This window comes from Vibrio sp. 1249-1, assembly GCF_033340495.1.
Map to the genome: position 1 here is coordinate 36,243 of NZ_JAWOWJ010000011.1, position 22,357 is coordinate 58,599.

Annotated in this window: 21 protein-coding genes; 13 read left to right on the top strand and 8 right to left on the bottom strand. The window is 45.3% G+C overall.

The window, feature by feature from the left end; all coding sequences use genetic code 11:
• Positions 1 to 28: 28 nt before the first annotated feature.
• From R7Z50_RS17930 to R7Z50_RS17965, 8 genes are all read right to left on the bottom strand, one after another.
• The gene (locus R7Z50_RS17930) at positions 29 to 3,013 is read right to left on the bottom strand and encodes a M6 family metalloprotease domain-containing protein (RefSeq protein WP_318149188.1); all 2,985 of its coding nucleotides are present in this window, start codon (positions 3,011 to 3,013) and stop codon (positions 29 to 31) included.
• A gap of 360 nt (positions 3,014 to 3,373) precedes the next feature.
• Entirely contained in the window at positions 3,374 to 4,741 is a 1,368-nt protein-coding gene (locus R7Z50_RS17935; RefSeq protein ID WP_171343114.1) for a TrkH family potassium uptake protein, read from the bottom strand.
• On the bottom strand, positions 4,738 to 5,400 hold the full coding sequence (locus R7Z50_RS17940) for a potassium channel family protein (RefSeq protein WP_005388291.1): 663 nt from the start codon (positions 5,398 to 5,400) through the stop codon (positions 4,738 to 4,740). The genes R7Z50_RS17935 and R7Z50_RS17940 overlap by 4 nt, the downstream gene beginning before the upstream one ends.
• Positions 5,401 to 5,650: 250 nt before the next feature.
• Positions 5,651 to 6,859 (bottom strand): DEAD/DEAH box helicase, encoded by a 1,209-nt coding sequence (locus tag R7Z50_RS17945; RefSeq protein WP_225491779.1) that lies wholly within the window; start codon positions 6,857 to 6,859, stop codon positions 5,651 to 5,653.
• A 99-nt stretch (positions 6,860 to 6,958) separates the two neighbouring features.
• Positions 6,959 to 7,699 (bottom strand): transglycosylase SLT domain-containing protein, encoded by a 741-nt coding sequence (locus R7Z50_RS17950; RefSeq protein WP_085569947.1) that lies wholly within the window; start codon positions 7,697 to 7,699, stop codon positions 6,959 to 6,961.
• A gap of 210 nt (positions 7,700 to 7,909) precedes the next feature.
• Positions 7,910 to 9,154, bottom strand: coding sequence for an NAD(P)/FAD-dependent oxidoreductase (locus R7Z50_RS17955; protein ID WP_206949635.1), 1,245 nt, complete (start codon positions 9,152 to 9,154; stop codon positions 7,910 to 7,912).
• Between the two features lie 7 nt (positions 9,155 to 9,161).
• Positions 9,162 to 10,229 carry a class I SAM-dependent methyltransferase gene (locus tag R7Z50_RS17960; RefSeq protein WP_017634791.1) on the bottom strand — a complete coding sequence of 356 codons (1,068 nt, stop codon included), beginning with the start codon at positions 10,227 to 10,229 and terminating at the stop codon, positions 9,162 to 9,164.
• Positions 10,230 to 10,256: 27 nt separating this feature from the next.
• Entirely contained in the window at positions 10,257 to 10,655 is a 399-nt protein-coding gene (locus tag R7Z50_RS17965) for a hypothetical protein (protein ID WP_005382272.1), read from the bottom strand.
• 76 nt (positions 10,656 to 10,731) lie between these two features.
• Between R7Z50_RS17965 and R7Z50_RS17970 the strand changes: the two genes are divergently transcribed.
• From R7Z50_RS17970 to R7Z50_RS18030, 13 genes are read left to right on the top strand one after another with little or no spacing between them, the layout of a single operon-like run.
• Positions 10,732 to 11,460 (top strand): beta-ketoacyl synthase chain length factor, encoded by a 729-nt coding sequence (locus tag R7Z50_RS17970; protein WP_017819930.1) that lies wholly within the window; start codon positions 10,732 to 10,734, stop codon positions 11,458 to 11,460.
• The gene (locus R7Z50_RS17975) at positions 11,457 to 12,224 is read left to right on the top strand and encodes a lysophospholipid acyltransferase family protein (RefSeq protein ID WP_005388305.1); all 768 of its coding nucleotides are present in this window, start codon (positions 11,457 to 11,459) and stop codon (positions 12,222 to 12,224) included. The genes R7Z50_RS17970 and R7Z50_RS17975 overlap by 4 nt, the downstream gene beginning before the upstream one ends.
• 13 nt (positions 12,225 to 12,237) lie before the next feature.
• Positions 12,238 to 12,498 (top strand): phosphopantetheine-binding protein, encoded by a 261-nt coding sequence (locus tag R7Z50_RS17980; RefSeq protein ID WP_005382278.1) that lies wholly within the window; start codon positions 12,238 to 12,240, stop codon positions 12,496 to 12,498.
• Positions 12,499 to 12,513: 15 nt separating this feature from the next.
• Positions 12,514 to 12,771: an acyl carrier protein gene (locus R7Z50_RS17985; protein WP_005382279.1), complete on the top strand. Its 258-nt coding sequence runs from the start codon at positions 12,514 to 12,516 to the stop codon at positions 12,769 to 12,771.
• Positions 12,771 to 13,331, top strand: a complete 561-nt coding sequence (locus R7Z50_RS17990) for a hypothetical protein (RefSeq protein ID WP_025766967.1) — start codon at positions 12,771 to 12,773, stop codon at positions 13,329 to 13,331. Before R7Z50_RS17985 ends, R7Z50_RS17990 begins: the two co-directional genes overlap by 1 nt.
• A gap of 4 nt (positions 13,332 to 13,335) precedes the next feature.
• Complete coding sequence (locus tag R7Z50_RS17995; RefSeq protein ID WP_213905398.1) at positions 13,336 to 14,736, top strand: AMP-binding protein; 1,401 nt, start codon at positions 13,336 to 13,338, stop codon at positions 14,734 to 14,736.
• A 10-nt stretch (positions 14,737 to 14,746) separates the two neighbouring features.
• Positions 14,747 to 15,115: a 3-hydroxyacyl-ACP dehydratase gene (locus tag R7Z50_RS18000; RefSeq protein ID WP_176310852.1), complete on the top strand. Its 369-nt coding sequence runs from the start codon at positions 14,747 to 14,749 to the stop codon at positions 15,113 to 15,115.
• Complete coding sequence (locus R7Z50_RS18005; RefSeq protein WP_225491778.1) at positions 15,108 to 16,814, top strand: glycosyltransferase family 2 protein; 1,707 nt, start codon at positions 15,108 to 15,110, stop codon at positions 16,812 to 16,814. Before R7Z50_RS18000 ends, R7Z50_RS18005 begins: the two co-directional genes overlap by 8 nt.
• Positions 16,798 to 18,351, top strand: a complete 1,554-nt coding sequence (hutH, locus tag R7Z50_RS18010; protein ID WP_169628622.1) for an HAL/PAL/TAL family ammonia-lyase — start codon at positions 16,798 to 16,800, stop codon at positions 18,349 to 18,351. The genes R7Z50_RS18005 and hutH overlap by 17 nt, the downstream gene beginning before the upstream one ends.
• Complete coding sequence (locus tag R7Z50_RS18015; protein ID WP_213905400.1) at positions 18,351 to 18,797, top strand: acyl-CoA thioesterase; 447 nt, start codon at positions 18,351 to 18,353, stop codon at positions 18,795 to 18,797. The genes hutH and R7Z50_RS18015 overlap by 1 nt, the downstream gene beginning before the upstream one ends.
• Complete coding sequence (locus R7Z50_RS18020) at positions 18,797 to 19,417, top strand: LolA family protein (protein WP_017634795.1); 621 nt, start codon at positions 18,797 to 18,799, stop codon at positions 19,415 to 19,417. The genes R7Z50_RS18015 and R7Z50_RS18020 overlap by 1 nt, the downstream gene beginning before the upstream one ends.
• Positions 19,389 to 21,731: an MMPL family transporter gene (locus tag R7Z50_RS18025; protein ID WP_225491777.1), complete on the top strand. Its 2,343-nt coding sequence runs from the start codon at positions 19,389 to 19,391 to the stop codon at positions 21,729 to 21,731. Before R7Z50_RS18020 ends, R7Z50_RS18025 begins: the two co-directional genes overlap by 29 nt.
• A complete protein-coding gene (locus R7Z50_RS18030; RefSeq protein ID WP_017634797.1) occupies positions 21,728 to 22,339 on the top strand; it encodes a DUF3261 domain-containing protein in 612 nt (203 codons plus the stop codon). Before R7Z50_RS18025 ends, R7Z50_RS18030 begins: the two co-directional genes overlap by 4 nt.
• Positions 22,340 to 22,357 lie beyond the last annotated feature (18 nt).

Here is a 22,357-nt window from a genome sequence, read left to right on the forward strand (position 1 = left end):
GTGGCTTATACCGCAATTCAATACCGTTTTAGACGCGACGTCGCCAGCCTAATGTTGCAAGTAACATCAAAGCCCAATAAGAAACACTGCCGCTACCTTCTGAGTTCTTGAATGTCGTTGTCTTCAAAGAAGCAACAACCGTCACGATAACTTCCCCCGTAGCAGTGGCACCATGACCGTCTGAAACCGTATATTGCAGCTTGATGCCGTCAGTAGGGCTATCCGGTGCTTGAAAACGGATTTTGCCATTCTCTACACTCGCACTTCCCACACCCGTTACGTTCTGTACGCTTTCTACAACCAGTTTATCGCCGTTCACATCCGAATCATTGCTCGCTGCATCAATCAGAATACTTTCACCAACGGCAACGGTCGCCGTATCTACGAGCGTAACTGGCACTGCGTTTTTCATGGTTAAATCGACGGTAGCACTGGACGTTTCATTACTAGGGTCAGTCACGGTTAAACGGAATGTCAGAACCTCACCCGCTTTTGCACCTTGAGGCACCGTAAAGCCTGTGCTAACACTGGTTGCATTGCCAAGAGAAACTGAAGTGCCAGCCAACTGCTCCCATTTATAACTCAACACATCACCATCAGCATCCGTACTATTTAACGCAGACAACGTGACTCGCTGCCCAACCGTCATGTCTTTACTACCAATATCAATCACAGCCACTGGCGCTTCGTTGCTGCCAAGCACTTCCACCTGCACATTCACGATTGAAGATGAGTACGCACCATCAACCGACAACAAACGATATTGGAAAGTGTCCAGACCAACGAAGTTAGCTTCAGGTTGGTACTGGTTACCAGAGATGGTGCCGTGCTCAGGCTTCTGCACAATGTCCACATTGAACTGATACCCTACCGCCATGAAATCATTGTCCATCAGGTTCAGTTTGATTGGCGTATTTTTATTGGTTTGTAACGAATCAGATTTCGCTTCAACCAAGTTGCTCGCATCCACATTCAATAATGCTGCAAACGGAATATAAGAGAACCCGGCTTTTTCTAGACCAAACGTGCCAATCTCACTGTAATCACCAGTCCACATTACAGGTAGAGAGGCTTTTTCAGTTTTTAGCAAGCGACCGAAATCAAAGTTTGCATCAAATTGACCGCCTTCCAATTCAACGACCAATAAATGCTGACCCGCACTCAATTGGCTTGGTTGGGGGAATAAAATTCGAGATGACTTTTGGAAGTTACCTTGCTGTAAAAGCTCAGCGTTGTTTTGATTCAATATTAATCGATAGCCAATGTTTCCAGAAAATGGGAATCGCCAAACTCGATAAGTCATGTCACTTTGAGCGCTATCTCTTTGCGCGTAAAGTTGAAGACCATCAAGCTCTGTATCACTATTCAAGTCCAGTGACACCGCCAGAGTGTTACTCCCACTCGCGTACACATAACCTTGGTGAAGAGAGTTCAGCCATGCTGATTTATTTGGTTCGTTTGTATGCTCAAGAGAAAAGCTACCGCCGTTGGTGTTGCTGGCAATGTTGGAAATACGAACCCCAGTATCAAACCCTGTGATCGCTCTCAGACCCGGGGTCGATGTATCTGAAATGACATCGCCACCATTAGGGTATAAATCGTCAGCGTCACTCCTACCATCATTTTCTAACTCATTCAGACCATCAGCCTGCATGATTTGAACCTGCATCGCGCCAACATCATTAAAGCGGTTCTGGACATTGACCGACGTCGCTAGGATACCTTCAGCCGCCAATGCTCGGTCGTAACCGCTAAAGGTGCGATTTTCCAAGTAAATACGTGGACCAAACTCTTTCAAGTACGGGTCGAGATACACCAGCTTGACATCGTCGTTGTTCACAGAAATAGGCGCTGGACTTTCATGAGTTACCGTTGGTACAACAAAACCAGCAGCGTGTTTGCTCCATGCACTCATGTTCACCGGAGTGTCACCAGCGTATGAATCTCCCGGTTTCTGCGCCCATGAACCGCCACCCATCACGCCCCAAGAGCCAATCGAGGCATCACTGTTCCTTGCGTACAAATCCGGTAAGCCAAGCATTAAGTGACCAAGCTCGTGTACGATCACGCCCAACGTCGCTTGATGATCAACTTGATAGTCAGCGAACACACAATAGTCTGTGATCTTTTTACCATCTAATGTGACATCATTGTGAGAGAATTTGTGCGGCCAAATCGCAGGACGGTTGAGAACCCCTGTTGAACGATCACCCCCCGCAAAAATAAACATGACAGAGAGTTCTGACGGTTCTACGGTACCATTTTGATTGCTGTCGTAGGCCGAAAGATTAAAGTATGGATCCAGTTTTTGATAAGCCTCGGTGAAAACCGCATTCAACTTGGCGGTGCATGTCTTATCAGTCGAACTAGAGTGACAGTTAGGGTGGCTTTGTGCCACAGTCACATCTATCACACCGTCATTGGCGGTGCCGTAACTCTCAAGTGCAGGAACAACTTTGAATTTACCTTGAGAGTTTTTATCAAAGTAATCCACAACGCTTTGACCATTGGTATTAAATACGCGTTGCTCAAAATCATGCACCATTGCTTGGTCATCAAACGAAACTTGCACAACCAATAGGGGCTGCTGCTTCACCGTTGAACTGCTCATCGCCTGGTAACCTTGCGCCGAACGCAGTAGGTTTTTTCGTGCCATCGGCTCAATGGTTTTTAGAGAAGATAATTGCGGTTTAACTTGTAAATCCGGGCGAAACTTCGCCGACTCAGGTGGCTCACTCGACTGCGTTTTCACCACACCTGTCGAGATCAATATTGGCGTGTCTGACTCGCGCTGAATCTGCGCGAAAAACCAAACGCCGTCTTCCTGAAGTAAGGCATTGCCCTGCTTATCTTCAAACCAGTGGAAATCTGCCGTTCCACGTAGAATTGCCTCACTGGAGCTACCATCGCTCAACGCAATAGTATGCCAAACCGGCGATGGCGGAGTAGTTGCCATGCTCTTCCCTGCAAGAAGCGCAGTTAGCATAGCCATGGCGAGTGTGTTGAATTTCAAAGTACGACTCCATCTTTTCGATTCGTTCATTCATACCAAGCACAACAAACACAAAGTAACCCTATGGGCATAGAGTAAGACTGAGTGACTATTGACGAAGGCTGGTATCAATTCGCTCAGATAACACGACGTAGTTTGGTGTCACACTACAAAAGCGTCGGATTCCAAAACGCTGTTATGAGCGTAGCTTCTGAGAATATAAATTGAGTGAATGAATAGTATCGAAACGAAAGGAAGAAGAAATGAACTTCTACGAATTTATAGGTAAAACTGGGCAACATTCCACATATTCTATAAATGTACGAGCACTGCTATTAATCAATGCTCGTAGTGGTCGCGCGGCCATTGTTTAACGCTATATTAACCTGTAAGAACGGCGTCTTCTGGGTATTTGACCAAGGTAGGTTCAGGACGTGCCAACATGTAGGCAAGCGTGAGCGGCCCAATACGACCAATGATCATCACCACGATCATAATGTATTTACCAGGTTCAGAAAGTTCCGCAGTCAAACCGGCGGTGAGCCCCACTGTGGCAAATGCGGAAATGGTTTCAAACATAACTTTATCAAAGCTGGCCTTCTCGGTAAGCATCAATAAAAACATTGCGCTTGTCAGGATGGCTCCGCTCACAACGATAATTGCCAATGACTTAGTCACAGTTTGCCAATTTATGGTTCGCTTAAACATAACCACATGTTTCTTTTGGCGTAAAAAGGTCCACGTAGCCATAAACGCAACAGCAAATGTGGAAACTTTAATACCGCCCCCCGTTGAGGTGGAACCCGCTCCAATTAACATCAGAACAATCATGACCAGTAAGGCTGGCTGGGTAAACAGCGCCAAGTCAACACTATTAAACCCTGCCGTTCGAGCACTCGCAGATTGAAAGAATGCCGCCAACCATTGCCCTGCTGCAGGTAAAGACGCCATTGTGTTTGGGTTGCTTCGTTCAAGTAACCAAAACAGCATCGTTCCGACTAAGAGCAATATCGGTGTCGCAATCAGCATGATTTTGGTGTGAAGATGCCAAAAGTGGAAACCTTTGCGCCAGTTTAGCCAGATGTCACCCACAACAGTAAAACCAAGCCCGCCAAAAATGAATAGCCCCGCCAGTGTAAAGATAACCAACGGATCATTCACAAAGCTCATCATACTGTCAGAAAACAGCGCGAACCCAGCGTTGTTAAATGCAGAAATTGCATGAAACAAGGCGTAAAACATACCAGTCTGCCAGCCCATTTCAGGGACCCAGCGGATAGAGAGAAAAATAAACCCGATCGTTTCTGCAACAAGCGCGAAAACAACAATCCGCTTTACTAGTCGGTGTAGATTGACTTGCCGATCTTGCCCTAATGCTTCTTTCGCCAGCGCTTGTTGACGCAAACTCAAACGCACGCCGAACATATAGAGTAAGACCGCCGACAAAGTCATCTGCCCCAACCCACCGATTTGCATTAAAAACATCAGCAAGATTTTACCCGCAAGCGTAAAGTGTTGCCCAGTATCGACAACACCAAGCCCTGTCACACTAATAGCGGACGTTGCGGTAAACAAAGCATCCGTTATCGACAGGCCCGTAACAGAAAAAACTGGCAAGGTTAGCAATACCGCAGAAGGCAGTAAAACACCGAGAAAACTGAGCAATATAATTCGCGGTTCGTTGCCTTTCGCTTTCTCTTGTTTACCATCTGGTGCGTAAAAAACACCTTTCTGATGAAAATACGTCATAGCGATTTTAATTTATTTGCGAGCGCATCTTGAGGGCCGACCACAATAATTAGGTCACCAATTTCTAGTGTGGTATTAAGGTCAGGTGCCTTGGTAATTTCTGGGCCCCGTTTAAACCCTAGCACTTGCACGCCATCGACTTTGCACAGAGCCAAATCACTTAGTGTCTTACCCATCCAACGAGAGCCAATCACAAACTCCGTCATAGCTAAGCCACTGCCTAATGGGTGGAACTCAAGAACCCGTTTATCGAGCATTTTACGCGCGACACGTATTCCCATGTCACGCTCAGGCATGATAATGTGGTCTGCGCCAATTTTTTGCAGAACACGAGCTTGGAAGCGGTCGTTGGCTTTAACCCATACTGACTTTACTCCCGCCTCTTTAGCAATCAATGTCGCAAGAATACTGGCATTGACATCCGCTCCGATGGCAATCATCACCATGTCGTAATCATCAAGTTTGAGCTCAGCAACCGTCTCTTCGTGAGTACAGTTAGCCACAACCGCCTGACTAACAAAACTGGCGGCTTCTTTAACTCTGTCTTCGTTGATGTCAACGGCTAAAACTTGAGCGCCTGAATCTTGTAACTCTTTACACACTGCCAAACCAAATCGGCCAAGACCAATAACGGCGAATTGCTTATCACCTGTTTTCATTTGTGCCCCATCTTATGCATTCATTAGCAAGCAAAAAAGTTTGCGCCCATTCCTTACCTTGTGCAAACCTGCGGACAGATAATTGACAAAAGCTTAACGCACCTTGATTCACTTTACGTGTTAAGCGTATGACACTGATTAACTTTTTTCCTCATTACCGAATAGAAACCGTCGCGATGGCTACATAATTGGATGCCTTAAAACGCAAAAAGCCGCAAGAATGCGGCTTTTAGATCATGGGATAAACTGGCTATTTTGATTCGCGCTTATCGTGCGGTTTACGTTTATTCTTAGGCACGTAATTTAAAATTGAAATTGGTACTGGCTTTCTTGGCGCAAAACCTTCAATTTCCACTCGCTCTAGCAAGTGCCCTAAACGACTTTCAATCATGCAGAGGTTCTTAAAGTCGTCTTTTGAAACCAGTGATATCGCCTCACCTTTCGCGCCAGCACGACCTGTACGACCAATACGATGTACATACTCATCCGCTGGGTAAGGTAAATCGTAGTTGATGACAACTGGCAGATTATCAATATCAATACCGCGCGCAGCAACGCCGGTTGCGACTAAGTACTGGATTTCACCCGCTTTAAACTTTTCTATTAATTCCTGGCGAACACGCTGATTACGGCCACTGTGGAATGCTTCTGCCACAATGCCACGTTTCTCAAGTTGGCTTACCAGTTTGGCTGCGCCGTGTTTAGTTTCAATAAATACCAGTACTTGCGACCAGTCATTTTCTTTAAGCAAGTGACTTAACAGCGACGACTTCATGTCTTTATCGACGGTCGTGATCCACTGTTTAATATTTGATTTTGAGGCACTGTGCTTTGCAATCGTGATCTCTTCAGGATCAATAATCGCATTTTTCGCCAAGTCACGAACAGGGTTAGATAACGTCGCTGAGAACAGCAAACTTTGCACATGTTCTGGCATACAGTCGACGATTTTGTCGATCGCATCGATGAATCCCATATCCAACATTTTGTCGGCTTCATCAAGCACTAGTATTTCCACTTCATCAAAGTGAATCGCGCGTTGACCGTACAGATCAATCAAGCGCCCAGGCGTGCTTACCACAATATCGACACCCTCGATCAAGGCTTGTTTTTGTGGTGCATAATCCACACCACCAAACATCGCCATTGAGCGTAATGGTAAGTTTTTACCATAAGCTTCAATACTTTGATGAACCTGAAGCGCAAGTTCGCGTGTTGGCGTTAGGATAATCGCACGAGCGCGTTTTTTACGTTGCGTTTCGCCTCGACTAAGCTTTTCTAAGATTGGCAGAACAAAACTGGCCGTTTTACCTGTGCCCGTTTGCGCTGCTGCAATTAAATTGCGGCCACGCAATACGATTGGAATGGCTTTTTGTTGGATAGAAGTGGGTTTTTCATAACCTAGCGCTTTTACTGCATCAGCAATCGATGCGCTTAAACCAAGCTTAGAAAATGGCATAGAAAGGTCTCAACAGAGGAAATGGGCGCGTAGTGTATCAGAATCCCCGTGAAGTAACAGAAGGATTCATGCGCGAAAAACTAGGAACATGATACAATCTTAGCCCAGGAAATTGGGCTGCAAACCTTTTTCTAATTTTTTCCTCACTTTGTAGGAAACATCATTAAGCGTGATTTTCCCCGTTTTGTGGCGGTCGATACCTGCATTCTGTCGATAGGCAATTGAGCCTTGTCTGAACAAAACGAAAGACGGCGGTTTACCAATCGCAGCAGGGTAGAGAATGGCCATGTAAGCATCTTCTAAGCTATTAATTTTATTTCGATAGGGCCAATAGTACGCTTTCACATAGTCAAGTTGCTCAAGCGCGCCCATTCTCGCAAGAGTCTTTGTGTTCACTCCTAATGACTCTGCGGTAGAGGGCATAAATTGAATTAACCCTGTAGCCCCGCTTCCGGAACCATTTTTGATGCTTGGACTGAAAGTTTCAGCAGTTTCAAATGCCATGCACGCCATAAGATGATTAGGATTGATCTTTAGCTCTTTACTAATACGGATGACTTTAGATTTGAACTCTGGAGAAACTTTACCTCCCCACGCTACCGCGTTCTCGGGATCTGCAATCGAAGAGACCGTTGATGCGTCATGTTCTTCGACAATTTTAGAAAGTAGAGGAAGCGTTTGGCGTAGTCGATGGCTCGAACTCACCAAGCGAATTGATTTGGTAAGAAACTTGTCTTTTTTTTGGTGTAGTTTTTGGAACTTTACTAACTTATACAGTTGCTTATAAACCGTTTTCACAACGAAGCCGGATGTAGGGAACACTCCCAGAATGTAATCCATTTCCTACAAATTTAATATAAATATCAGCAACAGGAATTCTAGATGTGATCAATGTCACCATAAAAATTCTCAAATTCGATACACACCGATGTAAGTGGTCAATGTGTCTCCAACACGCTAGAAGTAAAAGTAAAGAGGCATTAAAAAGGTCTTACCAATTTTTTGGTAAGACCTAGGTTTACTGATTCTCGGATAAGCGAATGTATATTCTTACAGTTCAGCTTCCCGAACCAGTTCTGCAAGCGTCGACAAACGCTGCTCACTTTGTTTTACGTAAGGATTATTCGTATCCCAAGCATATCCAGCCAAAATCGCACTAATCATCTGTTTAATACGTGGATTCGGGTTTTGATAGAAAATCACATCTTGCAACGTGCCGTTGTACCAGCCTTCCACATAAGTGCGGAATGTGTTCACTCCCACCATTAAGCGTTGCGAGTACTCTTCTTGCCAATCAACCTTTTCACCATTCAGCTGACGAACCACGCAGTCCGCTGCAAACTCTGCCGATTTCATGGCGATAGTGACACCCGATGAAAATACAGGATCAAGAAACTCACCAGCATTACCAAGCAACGCGTAGTGCTCTGTCGCTAAACGTTTGACGTTAGCAGAATAGCCACCCAACTCGCCTGCTGGATTCGGGTAATTCGCGTTTCGCAATAAAGCAGCCAAACCCGGCTCTTCATTGGCTAACTGCTGCAACGCTGCAATCTTATCTTCTGGGTATTGTTCAAAAAATTCTGGCTCACCCACCACACCAAACGAACAGGTACCATTAGAGAATGGGATTAGCCAGTACCATACGTCGTGATTTTCAGGATGAACTGAAATTAAAATTTTGTTGCGATCGTATTCCGGCTCTTGGGGAGAGATATGATCTTCGATATGGGTAAAGATCGCTTTTCTAGGCGGAAGACAAGAAGGTTCTTCTAGCTCCAACAAGCGTGGCAAAACACGCCCAAAGCCACTTGCATCCAGCACAAAATCTGCTTCGATTTGATAAGCCTTCTTATTTGAGTCGAGCACTTCTAATCGAGACTTTTTCCCTTCAAACACTAGGTTGAGCAGCTCATGCTGATAACGAATCTCTACGCCTTGCTCTTCAGCGCTATCTGCCAATACTTTATCAAAGTTGGCACGTTGAACCTGAAACGTCGTGCCCGGTCCTGGTGTGTATTTGTTTGTAAAGTCGAACTGGGTGTATACGCCATTACGACGAAATGCAGCACCATCTTTATACTGGAAACCAAACTGCTTTACTGCATGAGTCATTCCTGCTTGTTCAACAACTTCCATACATGCAGGGAGTAGGCTTTCTCCTATGGAAAAACGTGGAAAAGTCGCTTTTTCTAAGACAACAACATCTATGCCACGCGATTTTAATAAGGCAGAAACGGTTGAACCTGATGGCCCCGCTCCTACGACAACAACTTGCTTGAGCTCTATTTTCATTCTGAATTTAGTTTGCTTGTAGTTTTAATAAGGTATGACCAAGGCCAATATTGTCGGTTCTTTCAACGACAGATAAACCTGCCGCTTCGACAATTTCTAAGAAATCATCACTGCGATAAAAGCGACTATTACCGTTAGCTAAACAGGTAAAATAAAGAGAAGTGGCATTAAGGCTATAGGAAGCTCCCGCGTATTTTTGAGCATCCCAAAACAGCTCCAATACGTAAATAGTATCTCCCTTCGTTAACTGGGCTTTAACTTTTTTAAGGATATTGAGGATCTCAATTGGGGAAAAGCAATCCAAGAACTGGCTCATCCACCATACGTCAGCATGCTCAGGCAATGTTTGTGCTTTATCAAGCATGTTTGCAGGGTATGGACGTACACGCTCGACGAACTGGTTTTCTGAAACATTCTTCATCGCTACTTCTAATTGCTGCGGTAAATCAACAATCGTCACTTGAACGTCAGGGTCATGTTTACAACACTGAATCGCCCATTTTCCCGTATTTCCGCCAATATCCACAAGATGCTTTGGCTTCCTTGCAAATACCTCTTTAAGCAGAAGTGGGAACGAGCGATCCGAATAGAAATGATCGAACTTAAACCAGCTCTGTTTGGCTTGTTCTGGTAACGTCGATAGACCTTGATAAATGGTCTCCCAATTGCCCAACTCTTTCAAACCTGACGGTTTACCTTCTTGAATTGCTTCCGTCAAATGCATCATCGCGGCGTAACAAACATCTGCCGTAAAATCCATGTTTGCATTCGTCATACCATCATGAAGAAGGTAAAAACCAAGGTTTGCAAGCGAATAGTTAGGTCGTTCCCATAAAACAATATGCGCACTAATCGCCATATCCAACAGTACTTTAACACCATATTCTGATACTCCCGTTTTCTCGGCAATATCTGTGGCACTCATGCCTTGAGCGCCAGCGCTGTCTAAAGCGGCTAAAATACCTAAATCTCGAAGCGTTTTGGCGGTCTGGAACACGATTGGTGCAAAAGATAACTTCTGAGCTTCTGTCTTCGCTTCAAAAGCATTAAAAGGGTCATTATTTTGATTTAACACGGAAAAACCTAACTGCAATTAATAGTTTTATTGTTGAGATTGATTGCCCAACAATGCAATAGCTCGCTGAATATCAACATTCAAGTTGTTTACCCAACGATTGTAATTGCGGTGGATTTTGCCATCACTTGCTTTGAGATTTACTGAGTTGAGATAAATAATTGAGTAATATTTATTATTGTATGGGATTTTTACTTCTGCAGAGTGTTTACGAACGTGGATTTTTGCAATAAGAACACCAGGGCTTACTTCTTCGATCGTCCAGCCTCGGTTAGTTGCTGATTGCACTATGGCCATTTTTACTTGTTTATTTTGAAGATCATAAGCAACTGGAGTATCCTCCACATTCATTACAGGTTGTACTCGTCCACAACCAACAAGAAGCAAAGTTAATAATAACGAGACATACAGCTTAAAACGCGACATGATAATTTCCTTTTTATTGTGAATTTGGGTCAACCCCAATTTGTATCGAGCTGTAAAATAAACAATTTAACCCAATATGCCAAACTCGAAGATCAACATTTCGTTCAATATTGATGCGTGGACAGCGAATTCATTCGGTTTATCCGAATCCAATGAATGGAAACAATGGGCAACAGAGATAAAATGGCCAGAAGATGGCAAAATCAATGTTGCAAATATTCCTGCGATGATGCGCAGAAGAATGAGCCCACTCAGTAAACTGGCGGTACAAACTGCAATCGAAATGCTTAATCAACATCAAGTTGATTACCTTGTATTTTCAAGCCGTCATGGTGAACTGCATCGCAGCGTCGCACTAGTTGAAGATATAATTAATGGAGAAGAGGCGTCTCCGATGGCTTTTTCTCAATCGGTGCACAATACCGCCGCAGGGCTTGCCACTATCGCAACTAAACAACCCATTCCCCTAACTTCTATCGCTGCGGCAGAAAACACATTCCAAAGCGCAATATTAGAAGCATGGCTGTTTTTGTCCGACAATCCTGACAAAAAAGTACTGCTTGTTGATTTTGATGAGCCTATGCCTGACTCTTATTTAGAATATGAAAACCAACAATACCAAGGGTTTGGACTTGGCTTAATACTTTCTCATGGAGACAAGTTCGCGATACAAAGCTCCATAAACGCAGAACGTTCCGGTCATCCTCTTCCTCAAGGTTTAGTATTTTTGCAACAATACTTGTTAGATAAAAGCCAGTGGACTATTTTCGCTCCGCAACAAGCTTGGGAATGGCACAAAAAATGACTCGCTTAAATCAGTATTGGCGTGTGCTAGCAACAGGCTTTTGTTTTTCAGTATTTGGGTTAGGTGGTTTAGTACTGAGTTTCATTGTTATTCCGACCATTCGTATTTTTGTTTCAGACCAAACGGAACGCGAATATAAAGTTCAGGGTGCGATTCGATATTCATTCAACACATTTTGTAAATTGATGAAGCTAAGTGGCGCAATCGATTATCAAATTATTGGTGCCGATATTCTTCAACAAGATCGTAATTGTTTAATTGTTGCCAACCACCCTAGTTTAATCGATTACGTTCTCATTGCTTCACAATTAAATCGCTGCGACTGTTTAGTAAAATCGGCAATATGGTCGAATCCTTTTATGAAGCACATCGTAAAAGCAGCCGGATATATTCCCAATGAAGCACCGGATGATTTATTAGCACTTTGTGATGAACGATTTAACAAAGGCAACGTGTTGCTTATATTTCCTGAAGGAACAAGAACAACACCAGGTGTAGAGCCGAAATTACAACGCGGTGCAGCACAAATTGCGGTAAGAACAGAACGAGATTTAAGAGTTGTCCATATTACGGTAACACCAAGTTTCCTCACAAAAGAGAAAAAATGGTATCAAGTACCGGCAACAAAGCCCTTTTTCAGGGTTGAAGTTAAGGATAAAGTTGAGATTACCCCCTTTATAAAGCAAACTACGTCGCCGACAATAGCGGCGCGACGCTTACAACAGCACCTAGCTGAAAACATTTTTCCAGAAAACTTTTATTAATAAGCAGGTCCCAGTGGAACAGTTACACAACGACATTAAGCAACTTATTATTGATGCTTTAAACCTTGAAGATTTAACCGTAGATGATATTGAAACGGATGCACCACTTTTTGGTGATGGACTTGGCTTAGATTCTATCGACGCGCTTGAGCTTGGACTCGCAATAAAAAAACAATACAACATCGTTATTGATGCCGACGACTCAAATACGCGCGAACACTTTGCGTCTGTAGCAAATCTAGCGAAATACGTTTCTTCTCAAACTAATGAATAAGTTGTAGGTATATTCATGACTGATGTAAATAAAGATCAAGTATTTGAACAAGTTAAAGATGCGCTTGTTGAGCTGTTCGAAATTGACGCAGCCGACATTCAATCAGATGCGCACTTATACCAAGATCTCGATCTTGATAGCATTGACGCCGTTGATTTGGTCGTACACCTACAGAATGTCACTGGCAAAAAAATCAAGCCAGCAGAGTTTAGTGCAGTAAGAACCGTTGACGATGTGGTTAACGCTGTCACTGAATTATTGAAGGAAAGTTAATGCGCCAATTGCTGACTGGTCTGTCTGCAATTGTACTGTTTGCCTACCCCTTCGCCGTCTATTTCGGTATAGATAAATTTGGCTTGAACTTAGTTGGGGGCTTGTTAATTGCTGCGTTACTTTTGCGTGTTTTCGTCGCAAATAAGACCCCACTAAAAGAGTTTAAGTTCTTGGCGCTCGTTACGGGCGCTGTTGGCATTGTCCTAATTACGCTTGGCATGGTGTTTAAACAACATGGGTGGCTTCAGTTTTACCCTGTCGTTGTCAATGTATGTATGCTGTGTGTATTTGGACTGAGCTTAAAACAGCCGCAATCGATCATAGAGAGGCTTGCTCGCTTGCAAGAACCCGACCTTCCGGCTAGTGGCGTGGCTTACACTCGCAAAGTGACGATGGTTTGGTGCGCCTTTTTTACGCTCAACGCTGCCGTTGCACTCTATACCTGTTTCCTACCAGTAAAAATATGGACGCTTTATAACGGCCTCATCAGCTACTTACTTGCTGGTGGCTTGTTCGCTGGAGAATGGATCGTGCGTCAATTTGTTCGAAAGGAACACTAATCGTATGAATACAACGTATTCGAGCTTTACCTCCCTAGCGACCTTGTTCATCGCGGAGAGGTCTGAGCAATCCCCAGTCTCTTACGATCGCGATACGGTTATCACGTGGGGTGATTTCCAACAGCACGTCGCAACACTTACTCAACAGCTAGAAACCCAACCAACGCAAAACATTGCGTTGTGTTTTGGCAACAGCTACCTGTTTGCCGTTGGCTTTTTTGCTTGTTGTTATGCAGGAAAATCCATTGTATTACCTGGTAATTACCAACCAGAAGCACTCAAAGAGCTCAGTGAGCACTACGATTTGTTGCTGCATGATGCCGATGTCTCGGCTCCAGAACTCGTGAGCTCGCTTTTGATCGAAGCTCAATCATTGCTAGAAACCACCGTGATTAGCGAGCCAGAGGCCAAACAACCTTATTTTTGGCGTGAATTAAACCTGGCAGAAATACCAGTAACGCTATTTACTTCGGGTTCAAGCGGCACACCAAAAGCCATTGCAAAAACGCTGAAACAGCTCGATATCGAAGTTGCTATTCTAGATAACCTGTGGGGCGACACGGTTGCCAGCACACGCGTTGAAAGCACCGTTTCTCATCAACACATTTACGGCTTGCTGTTCCGCGTATTGTGGCCTTTGTGCTCCGCACGTCCATTTTCAGCACACAACCTTGAGTTCCCAGAGCAACTTGTCCATCACGCTGATGCTGACACCACGCTAGTAAGCAGCCCTGCGTTACTAAAACGACTCAGTGAAGAGCACAATCCGGTTGCGATTCGGTGCGTATTTTCTTCTGGTGGTCCCTTGCCAAACCAAGCCGCGCAGCACAGCCAGTTGTTGTTTGGGTCATTTCCTATTGAAGTTTTTGGCAGCACAGAAACCGGCGGCATCGCTTACCGTCAGCAGCACGAAGCCAGTACTCCCTGGACGTTATTCCCTGGTATTGAAGCCGAGCTTAACCATGAAAATTGTTTAAAGCTCCGCTCGCCACACATTGATGAAAACACTTGGTACCAAACTGCGGATAAATGCTATTTCCATGATAGTATTTCTTTTGAATTGCGTGGACGCACTGACCGAATCGTCAAAGTCGAAGAAAAGCGTATTTCCCTTGTCGAAGTGGAAAAACGTTTAGAGCAATTGCCGTGGGTTCAAGAAAGCGTGGTGATCCCAATGGAAGAATCTGGTCGCCTCACGTTAGTCTCGATCATCGTACTTAACGATCAAGGCAGCGATGTGCTTAATGAACTTGGTAAAGGCAAATTTTGGCTTGAGCTTCGCAAGGCACTGCGCAATTGGCTAGAACCGATCGCTATCCCGAGAAAATTCCGAGTGGTCGACGAAATTCCATTGAACAGCCAAGGCAAACGCCAAGTTGCTGAAATTGAAAAACTATTCCAATAAAGCTAGTAACATGGATAAAAGAAAACCAACTATTCAGAATATTGAAGTGAGTGACCATACCGCGGAGCTGTCGCTGCGAGTGGATGCTGACATCTTAGATTTCCAAGGTCATTTCAATCACTTCCCTCTTTTACCCGGCGTCACTCAAATTGATTGGGCGCTGTTCTACGCCGTTCAATATTTGAATACTCCCAAGGTATTTAAAGGAATGGAAGTCATCAAATTTCAAGAGCCGATTCTACCAAACGCAGCCGTTTGCCTCTCACTCTCTTGGGACAATGAGCGCGAGAAATTGACCTTTAAGTACACATCGAAAAACGGTGAAACCTTGGTGACTCACTCGTCAGGAAAAATGAAACTGGGTGAGTCACGTGAGTGATTATCGCCCCTGCTTTTTAATTCCTTGCTACAACCACGGCAGCACAATTGCAGACGTGGTTGCGTCGTTATCCTCTTTCGCTTTGCCAGTGCTGGTCGTGGACGACGGCAGCAATGAAGACACCAAACAAGCGCTTTCTGCTTTGAGTGAACAAGGGCTGATAAAACTGATTAGTTTGAGTGAAAACCAAGGCAAAGGTGGCGCGGTGATGGCAGGCCTACATCAAGCTCACCAACTTGGTTTTACGCACACCATTCAAATCGACGCAGACGGTCAACACGACCTAGAAGCATTGCCGAAATTGCTCAGCGCCAGCGAAACAAAACCAGATAACCTGATTTCGGGCCAACCGATATACGACGAGAGCGTACCTAAATCCCGTTTGTATGGTCGCTACGCTACGCACGTGTGGGTGTGGATAGAAACCTTGTCACTGTCTATCAAAGACAGCATGTGCGGTTTTCGCGCCTACCCAGTGGCGAAAACGGTCGCCGTGTTGAACAAGTACAGTATCGGCAAACGCATGGATTTTGATATCGAAATTCTAGTGCGAATGTACTGGGAAGGCGTCGACATTGATTTTGTTCCAACGCGCGTGATCTACCCTGAAGGTGGCATTTCCCACTTCGACGCATTGTGGGATAACGTCAAGATAAGCTGGATGCACACTCGCCTATTTTTTGGCATGTTGCCGCGCATTCCTTCGCTACTCGCCAGAAAGCACAGTCACACAGACGACAGCAATGCCCACTGGTCGAAACGAAAAGAACAAGGCACGATTTTAGGCATCAAAACCTTACTCGCGGTTTACCGCTTGTTCGGCAGAAAAGCGTTTGACCTGATTTTAAAATTAGTCATGCGCTACTACCACTTCACGGGTAAATCTGCCCGTGAAGCGTCTGAGATTTACCTGCAAAACTTGCAGTACTACGCAACGCAGCAGAGCATCGCACTACCAAAACAGTTGGACAGCTATCATCATCTGCTTTCTTTTGGGCGAACCATGCTCGACAAACTGGCAGCATGGCAAGGTGACTTTAACGTCGATAACCTAACCATTCACGGCCAGCATCATTTCGAAGAGATGGCGCAGAAAAAACAAGGCGTGCTCATTTTAGGCTCGCACCTTGGCAATATCGAACTCTGCCGTGCGCTTGGTCGTCGACACTCTCATGTCAAAATCAATGCCTTGGTATTTACCCAACACGCTGAACAATTTAATGCGGTAATGAAGGCGGTAAACCCAAATTCGGAACTGAATCTGATTCAAGTCAGCTCAATGGGACCAGACACCGCGATTCTGCTTCAACAAAAAATCGAGCAAGGCGAATGGGTGGTGATCGTTGGCGATCGCACTTCCACCAGCAAAGAAAATCGTGTCGTTTGGGCAGATTTTCTTGGTAAACCTGCACCATTCCCGCAAGGCCCATTCATGCTAGCCTCGGTATTAAAAGCGCCGGTTTACTTACTCTTCGGCCTACGCGACGATGAAGCGAACACTCCGCATTTTAATGTGTACTTTGAACACTTTAGTGACCAAGTCACGCTACCACGCAAGGAGCGTCAGCAGGCACTAGAACGCGTTGTTCAACAGTACGCACAAAGATTAGAACACCACACACTGCAAGCGCCGTTACAGTGGTACAACTTTTTTAACTTCTGGACTTTAAGTAATCAGCCACATGACAAACAACAATAATCACAACATCACTTTTGGTGCCCAATCTTTAACCATCGAAGATGTCGTTGCCATTGCTCAAGGTGCAAAGGCACACATGAACACCTCGCCAGAATTTACCGCGAAAATTGATCGTGGCGTGGCGTTTCTGGAACGATTACTGAAGGAAGAAGGTGTTATTTACGGCGTGACCACGGGTTACGGCGATTCATGTACTGTGGCGATTCCACCCGCTCTTGTGGATGAACTTCCGTTGCACCTTACACGCTTCCATGGTTGTGGCTTAGGTCAAATCCTTTCTCATGAGCAAGCTCGTGCGGTGCTGGCAACACGTTTATGTTCATTGTCGCAAGGCGTATCTGGCGTGTCTCACGATCTGTTAAACCAAATCGTTACGCTTATCAACCACGACATTGCGCCGCGTATTCCACAAGAGGGCTCGGTGGGCGCAAGTGGCGATTTAACGCCTCTGTCTTACCTAGCGGCGACCTTAATTGGCGAACGTGAAGTGCTTTACAAAGGTGATGTGCGACCAACACAAGAAGTGTTTGCAGAGCTGGGCATTGAGCCAATTCGCCTAAAACCAAAAGAAGGTTTGGCGTTAATGAACGGTACATCCGTGATGACTGCCCTCGCCTGTCTTGCCTACAAACGCGCAGAATACCTAGCGCAGCTTTGCACCAAGATTACGGCAATGGTCTCTGTGGGTATGCAAGGTAACGATTTCCACTTTGATGAAGCGTTGTTTGCGGTAAAACCTCACCCTGGTCAACAGCAAGTTGCGGCTTGGCTGCGTGATGATCTCAATGCTGAACGTCCGCCACGCAATAGCGACCGACTGCAAGATCGTTACTCGCTGCGTTGTGCGCCACACGTGATTGGCATGGTGCAAGACTCACTGCCTTGGCTACGTCAATTGATTGAGAATGAACTAAATAGTGCCAACGACAATCCAATTATCGATGGCGACAATGAGCGCGTTCTGCACGGCGGTCACTTCTACGGTGGTCATATCGCAATGGCGATGGATACGTTGAAAGTGAACATTGCCAACTTAGCTGATTTGCTGGACCGTCAGATGGCGCAACTGATGGATTACAAGTTCAATAACGGCCTGCCGTTTAACTTAACCGGTGCAGAAGGCGAGCGTAAACCGATCAACCACGGCTTTAAAGCGGTTCAGATTGGTATCTCAGCTTGGACGGCAGAGGCGTTGAAAAACACCATGCCAGCAAGCGTTTTTTCTCGCTCAACCGAATGTCACAACCAAGACAAAGTGAGCATGGGCACCATTGCGGCTCGTGATTGCTTACGCGTACTTGAGTTAACAGAGCAAGTTGCTGCGGCTTCACTCCTAGCAAGCGTTCAATCGGTTGAGATTCGTCGCCGTCATAACGAATTGGACGAACACCACATGAGTCAGAGTTTGCGAGTAATTCGTGACGCCGTACTGAGCGAGTTTGAATTTGTGATTGAAGATCGCCCATTGGAACAAGATTTGCGCCATTTCATTGAACGCATTCAGCAACGTCATTGGCCACTCTACGCGGAGGTATAATGCAAGAGCAGGTTCTCTACCCATTAGAAGCGGAGGTGACTATGGTCACCTCTTTTCAAGATGCTGACCCAATGGGCGTGATTTATCACGGCAACTTCTTTCGATATTTTGAAGAAGCGCGTCGTGTGCTGATGGAGAAGATCCAATACAGCTATCGCGATATGCAAGACTCTGGGTACATGTGGCCGATCATCGACACGCGCGTTAAATACGTGAAGGCGGTTCCGTTTAATCACACCATTCGTATTACCGCGCAACTCACTGAGTGGGAAAACCGCTTACGTGTGGATTACGTGATTTACGACGCCGAAACGAATCAACGTATGTGCAAAGCGCATACAACGCAAGTCGCCGTATCCATTGAAAAGCAAGAGATGTGCTTTGTTTCTCCAGCAATCTTTTTAGATAAAGTAGAGAAATGGCACAACCATGGGAGTCTGGACTAATGCAAAAGTGGTTACTCTCTTTTTTGTTGATATTTTCTGTTCCAGCACTGGCCACACCGACAGCAAACGTAACGGATTTGGCATCGCTTCAACAGCAGTTGTCTCAGCATGAAATCGTACGCGGAGATTTTACGCAGCAGCGTCATCTGGAAATGTTTAGTCAACCTTTAACCTCTAAAGGTCAGTTCACACTGAGCAAAACACATGGCTTGTTGTGGCAACAAACTGAACCTTTCGCAGTCAATTTGGTATTGACGGAAAACAAACTTCGTCAGACTTTTGCCGACCAAGCTCCGAAAACGATTTCTGCTGAAGAAAACCCAATGGCGTTCTACTTTAGCCATGTGTTTTTATCCGTGTTCCACGGGGATACTTCTGCACTGCAAGAACAATTCACACTCGATTTTTCAGTTGAGAACAATCAATGGCAGCTCGTTTTAGTGCCAAAACAGTCGCCATTAAATGCGGTGTTTCAATCCATCACTCTTTCCGGTAAAACGCACATTGATCGCCTAACCCTACAAGAGCTGCGTGGCGATAAGACCGAAATCACGTTTACGAACCAGACCTCTCTACCTCAGGAACTCACGGATGCCGAAGACGCTCAATTCCGTTTCTAAACTCAGTCTCGGCACTCACACCTTTGCTCTGGTTTGGCTCAATCTCGTTGTTTTAGCGGGCGCGTTGCTACTCAAACAATGGGTTTGGAGTGCAGAATCTCCGATTGAGACCAACATTTTAAAACTGTTGCCGAAGAACCAACAAAACCCGGTGGCTGAGCAAGCCTTTGAGTCGGTCTCGGCAAGTATGAGCGACAAAGTCATTTTCGTGATCACAGCGCCGGACAAAAATGCCCTTTTTGCAGCGGCCGCTGAATTTGATAGAGGGTTACGCCAAAGTAATCATTTTCGCGATGTGGTGGGAAAAATCTCACCTCAAGAACAGCAAGCTTGGGCGAGTTACTACTTTAAGCACCGCTTCCAATTGCTGACGCCTCAACAACGAGAGCGTTTAAGCCAAAATCCAGAACAGCAAGTGCAGCATGTGATTCAGTCGCTGTACAACCCGTTTTCTGGAGTGACCGGGCAAGAGTTACAAAATGACCCTTTCTTGCTATTTCGTGATTATTTAAGCCAAGTTACCCAGCAATCGTCCTCTTTCCGATTGGATAACGGCTATCTATCCGTCGAAAAAGACGGTGCTCAATACTTGCTTATTACTGCCGAACTAAAAGACTCGCCTTATAGCCTAACTGGGCAGCTTGTAGTCCCTGATATTCAAGCGCTAGAACAAAGCGTCGCGCAGAAATATGGCGCTAAAGTGGCACATACTGGCGTTCTATTTTACGCCGACTTTGGTACGCAAAGTGCCAAATCGGAGATCAGTACCATCGGTGTGTTCTCTCTGCTCGGTATCATTGCATTGCTCGTGTTGGTCTTTCGTAGTGTGATGCCACTGTCTCTGGCACTGCTTTCCATCACCATTGGTTTGCTCGTTGCTTTGTCCGTTACGACGTGGATTTTTGGAAAAGTCCATCTGTTCAGTTTAGTGTTTGGCGCAAGTTTAATCGGCGTGTCTATCGACTACGCATTCCACTACCTAACCGAACGTCTTGCGGCGGGAAATGAATGGGATAGCGAGCAAGGATTAAAGCATATTTTCATAGCTATCACACTTGGCTTAATCACCAGTTTGATCGGCTATTTGGGCATGTTAGTGGCACCGTTTCCAGGTTTGCAGCAGCTTGCGCTGTTTTCATCCATTGGTCTGATTGCTGCTTACATCACCGTGGTGGCTTGGTATCCGATACTGGCTCGTAACCCATCGCGATCCATTTCGAACTTACCAGGACAATCACTGTTGGCGAAATGGTTAACGCTTTGGAATCAACCTCGAATTAAAGTCGGATTACCGATGTTATGTGTGGTTGCGAGTGGCTTTTTCTTGCTGCAATTGAACTACGATGACGACATTCGTCTGCTGCAAACGATGCCGAAAGATCTCAAGCAGCAAGAAACCTTGATTACGACGCTCAGTGGCATGCAATCTTCGCAGCAAATGTTGGTCGTTACCGCCGACGATGACGAAAGCCTAATGAAAAAGCTGGAGTCTTTGACACCAACTTTAGAAGCGTGGAAAGCGGACAGCACCATCGAAAGCTACCAGAGCCTGAGCCGCTACTTGAGCTCAGTGGAACGTCAGCAACAAGACTATCAATTGATTCGCGATCTTTACGCGACACAATCCAGCCCACTTGCTTCCGGGCTGGGCTTAAGTAAAAAGCCCAAAATGGACGCCGACTTTATCCCTGTTACGGTTGAACAGTACTTGCAAAACCCGGTATCAGCGCCTGTACGTTTTCTTCATTTGGGTAAAATTAAAGAAAAATCGGCAACGGTTGTGGTGTTAAACCAATTGCAAGACTCCGCTGTTGTTAAGGCATTTGCCAAATCACAGTCTGATGTTGTCTACCTAAACAAAGCTGAAGAATTATCCGCCCTATTTGGTGAATACCGAATCAAAATCATGGAGCTATTGGCAGCCGCCAGTGCTGTGATCTTTCTGGTATTAATCAAGCGGTACGGTCTGCAACACAGTTGGCGAGTTTTACTGCCATCATTGATTGCTTGCGCCTGCGGTCTGGCAACGGCTGTCGCGATGGGAACAACATTAAACCTGTTCAACTTGCTTGGCTTGGTGCTCATTCTTGGTATAGGGATCGATTACACTCTGTTCTTTGCCGAGAAAGCGCGCAGCGTGAGCACACTATTGGCGATCACCCTTTCGGCAATCACCACTGTGTTGTCATTTGGATTGCTGTCACTCAGCCAAACTCACGCGATTCACAGTTTTGGCATTACGGTGTTAAGTGGTATTTTTGTCGCTTGGCTGCTCTCTCCGATTGCAATTAAAACAGAGGAAACGACGTCATGATTTTCAATCACGCCTTTCGCTGCGCGACGTTATTCGCACTGAGCCTGTTTTTAAGTGCATGCAGCTTGGTCCCTCACCAATCGACGCCTCAGGTCGACATTGCCGAGCACACCCAAGTTAGCTTGCCCACTCCCGCAAGCTTGGGCTATCAGTTGTCTGCCAGTCAGTTAATTACGGCTTCTTGGGCAATAGATGGTAAAACCAAATCTGAGCAACTTCCGGTGCAACTGCAAGTGATCAACAACGAAGTGGTGCTGGCAGGCTTCTCATCCTGGGGGACGAGAGTACTCTCACTGTCTTACGATGGAGAACAAATTCAAACCGAAGTGCTCAACGGTTTACAAGGTTCGCTACCGCAGCCAGAACAGGTATTATTTAACCTGATGATCACGCTCTGGCCGAGTTCCGCTTGGGAAGGGTCGTTAAATGAGGTAAGGTGGCGAATTATTGATAAAAATAATTCTCGCGCCATCTTTGATAGCGACGGTGAAAAGATCATTAAGATTCAATACAGCTCTTCTAACAAGTTAGAGGGTAAGATTGATTTTCATCACCTCAAACATCAGTTTTCAATTTCTATTCAAACACTGCAACATCAGATTAATTAAGAACAATTTAGAATAACA

What these genes read in the sequence shown, in the direction of transcription:
- R7Z50_RS17935 (WP_171343114.1), bottom strand. Translation starts at nt 4,741, where the DNA reads ATGACGTATTTTCATCAGAAAGGTGTTTTTTACGCACCAGATGGTAAA.
- R7Z50_RS17940 (WP_005388291.1), bottom strand. Translation starts at nt 5,400, where the DNA reads ATGAAAACAGGTGATAAGCAATTCGCCGTTATTGGTCTTGGCCGATTT.
- R7Z50_RS17945 (WP_225491779.1), bottom strand. Translation starts at nt 6,859, where the DNA reads ATGCCATTTTCTAAGCTTGGTTTAAGCGCATCGATTGCTGATGCAGTA.
- R7Z50_RS17950 (WP_085569947.1), bottom strand. Translation starts at nt 7,699, where the DNA reads ATGGATTACATTCTGGGAGTGTTCCCTACATCCGGCTTCGTTGTGAAA.
- R7Z50_RS17955 (WP_206949635.1), bottom strand. Translation starts at nt 9,154, where the DNA reads ATGAAAATAGAGCTCAAGCAAGTTGTTGTCGTAGGAGCGGGGCCATCA.
- R7Z50_RS17965 (WP_005382272.1), bottom strand. Translation starts at nt 10,655, where the DNA reads ATGTCGCGTTTTAAGCTGTATGTCTCGTTATTATTAACTTTGCTTCTT.
- R7Z50_RS17970 (WP_017819930.1), top strand. Translation starts at nt 10,732, where the DNA reads ATGCCAAACTCGAAGATCAACATTTCGTTCAATATTGATGCGTGGACA.
- R7Z50_RS17975 (WP_005388305.1), top strand. Translation starts at nt 11,457, where the DNA reads ATGACTCGCTTAAATCAGTATTGGCGTGTGCTAGCAACAGGCTTTTGT.
- R7Z50_RS17985 (WP_005382279.1), top strand. Translation starts at nt 12,514, where the DNA reads ATGACTGATGTAAATAAAGATCAAGTATTTGAACAAGTTAAAGATGCG.
- R7Z50_RS17990 (WP_025766967.1), top strand. Translation starts at nt 12,771, where the DNA reads ATGCGCCAATTGCTGACTGGTCTGTCTGCAATTGTACTGTTTGCCTAC.
- R7Z50_RS17995 (WP_213905398.1), top strand. Translation starts at nt 13,336, where the DNA reads ATGAATACAACGTATTCGAGCTTTACCTCCCTAGCGACCTTGTTCATC.
- R7Z50_RS18000 (WP_176310852.1), top strand. Translation starts at nt 14,747, where the DNA reads ATGGATAAAAGAAAACCAACTATTCAGAATATTGAAGTGAGTGACCAT.
- hutH (WP_169628622.1), top strand. Translation starts at nt 16,798, where the DNA reads ATGACAAACAACAATAATCACAACATCACTTTTGGTGCCCAATCTTTA.
- R7Z50_RS18015 (WP_213905400.1), top strand. Translation starts at nt 18,351, where the DNA reads ATGCAAGAGCAGGTTCTCTACCCATTAGAAGCGGAGGTGACTATGGTC.
- R7Z50_RS18020 (WP_017634795.1), top strand. Translation starts at nt 18,797, where the DNA reads ATGCAAAAGTGGTTACTCTCTTTTTTGTTGATATTTTCTGTTCCAGCA.
- R7Z50_RS18025 (WP_225491777.1), top strand. Translation starts at nt 19,389, where the DNA reads ATGCCGAAGACGCTCAATTCCGTTTCTAAACTCAGTCTCGGCACTCAC.
- R7Z50_RS18030 (WP_017634797.1), top strand. Translation starts at nt 21,728, where the DNA reads ATGATTTTCAATCACGCCTTTCGCTGCGCGACGTTATTCGCACTGAGC.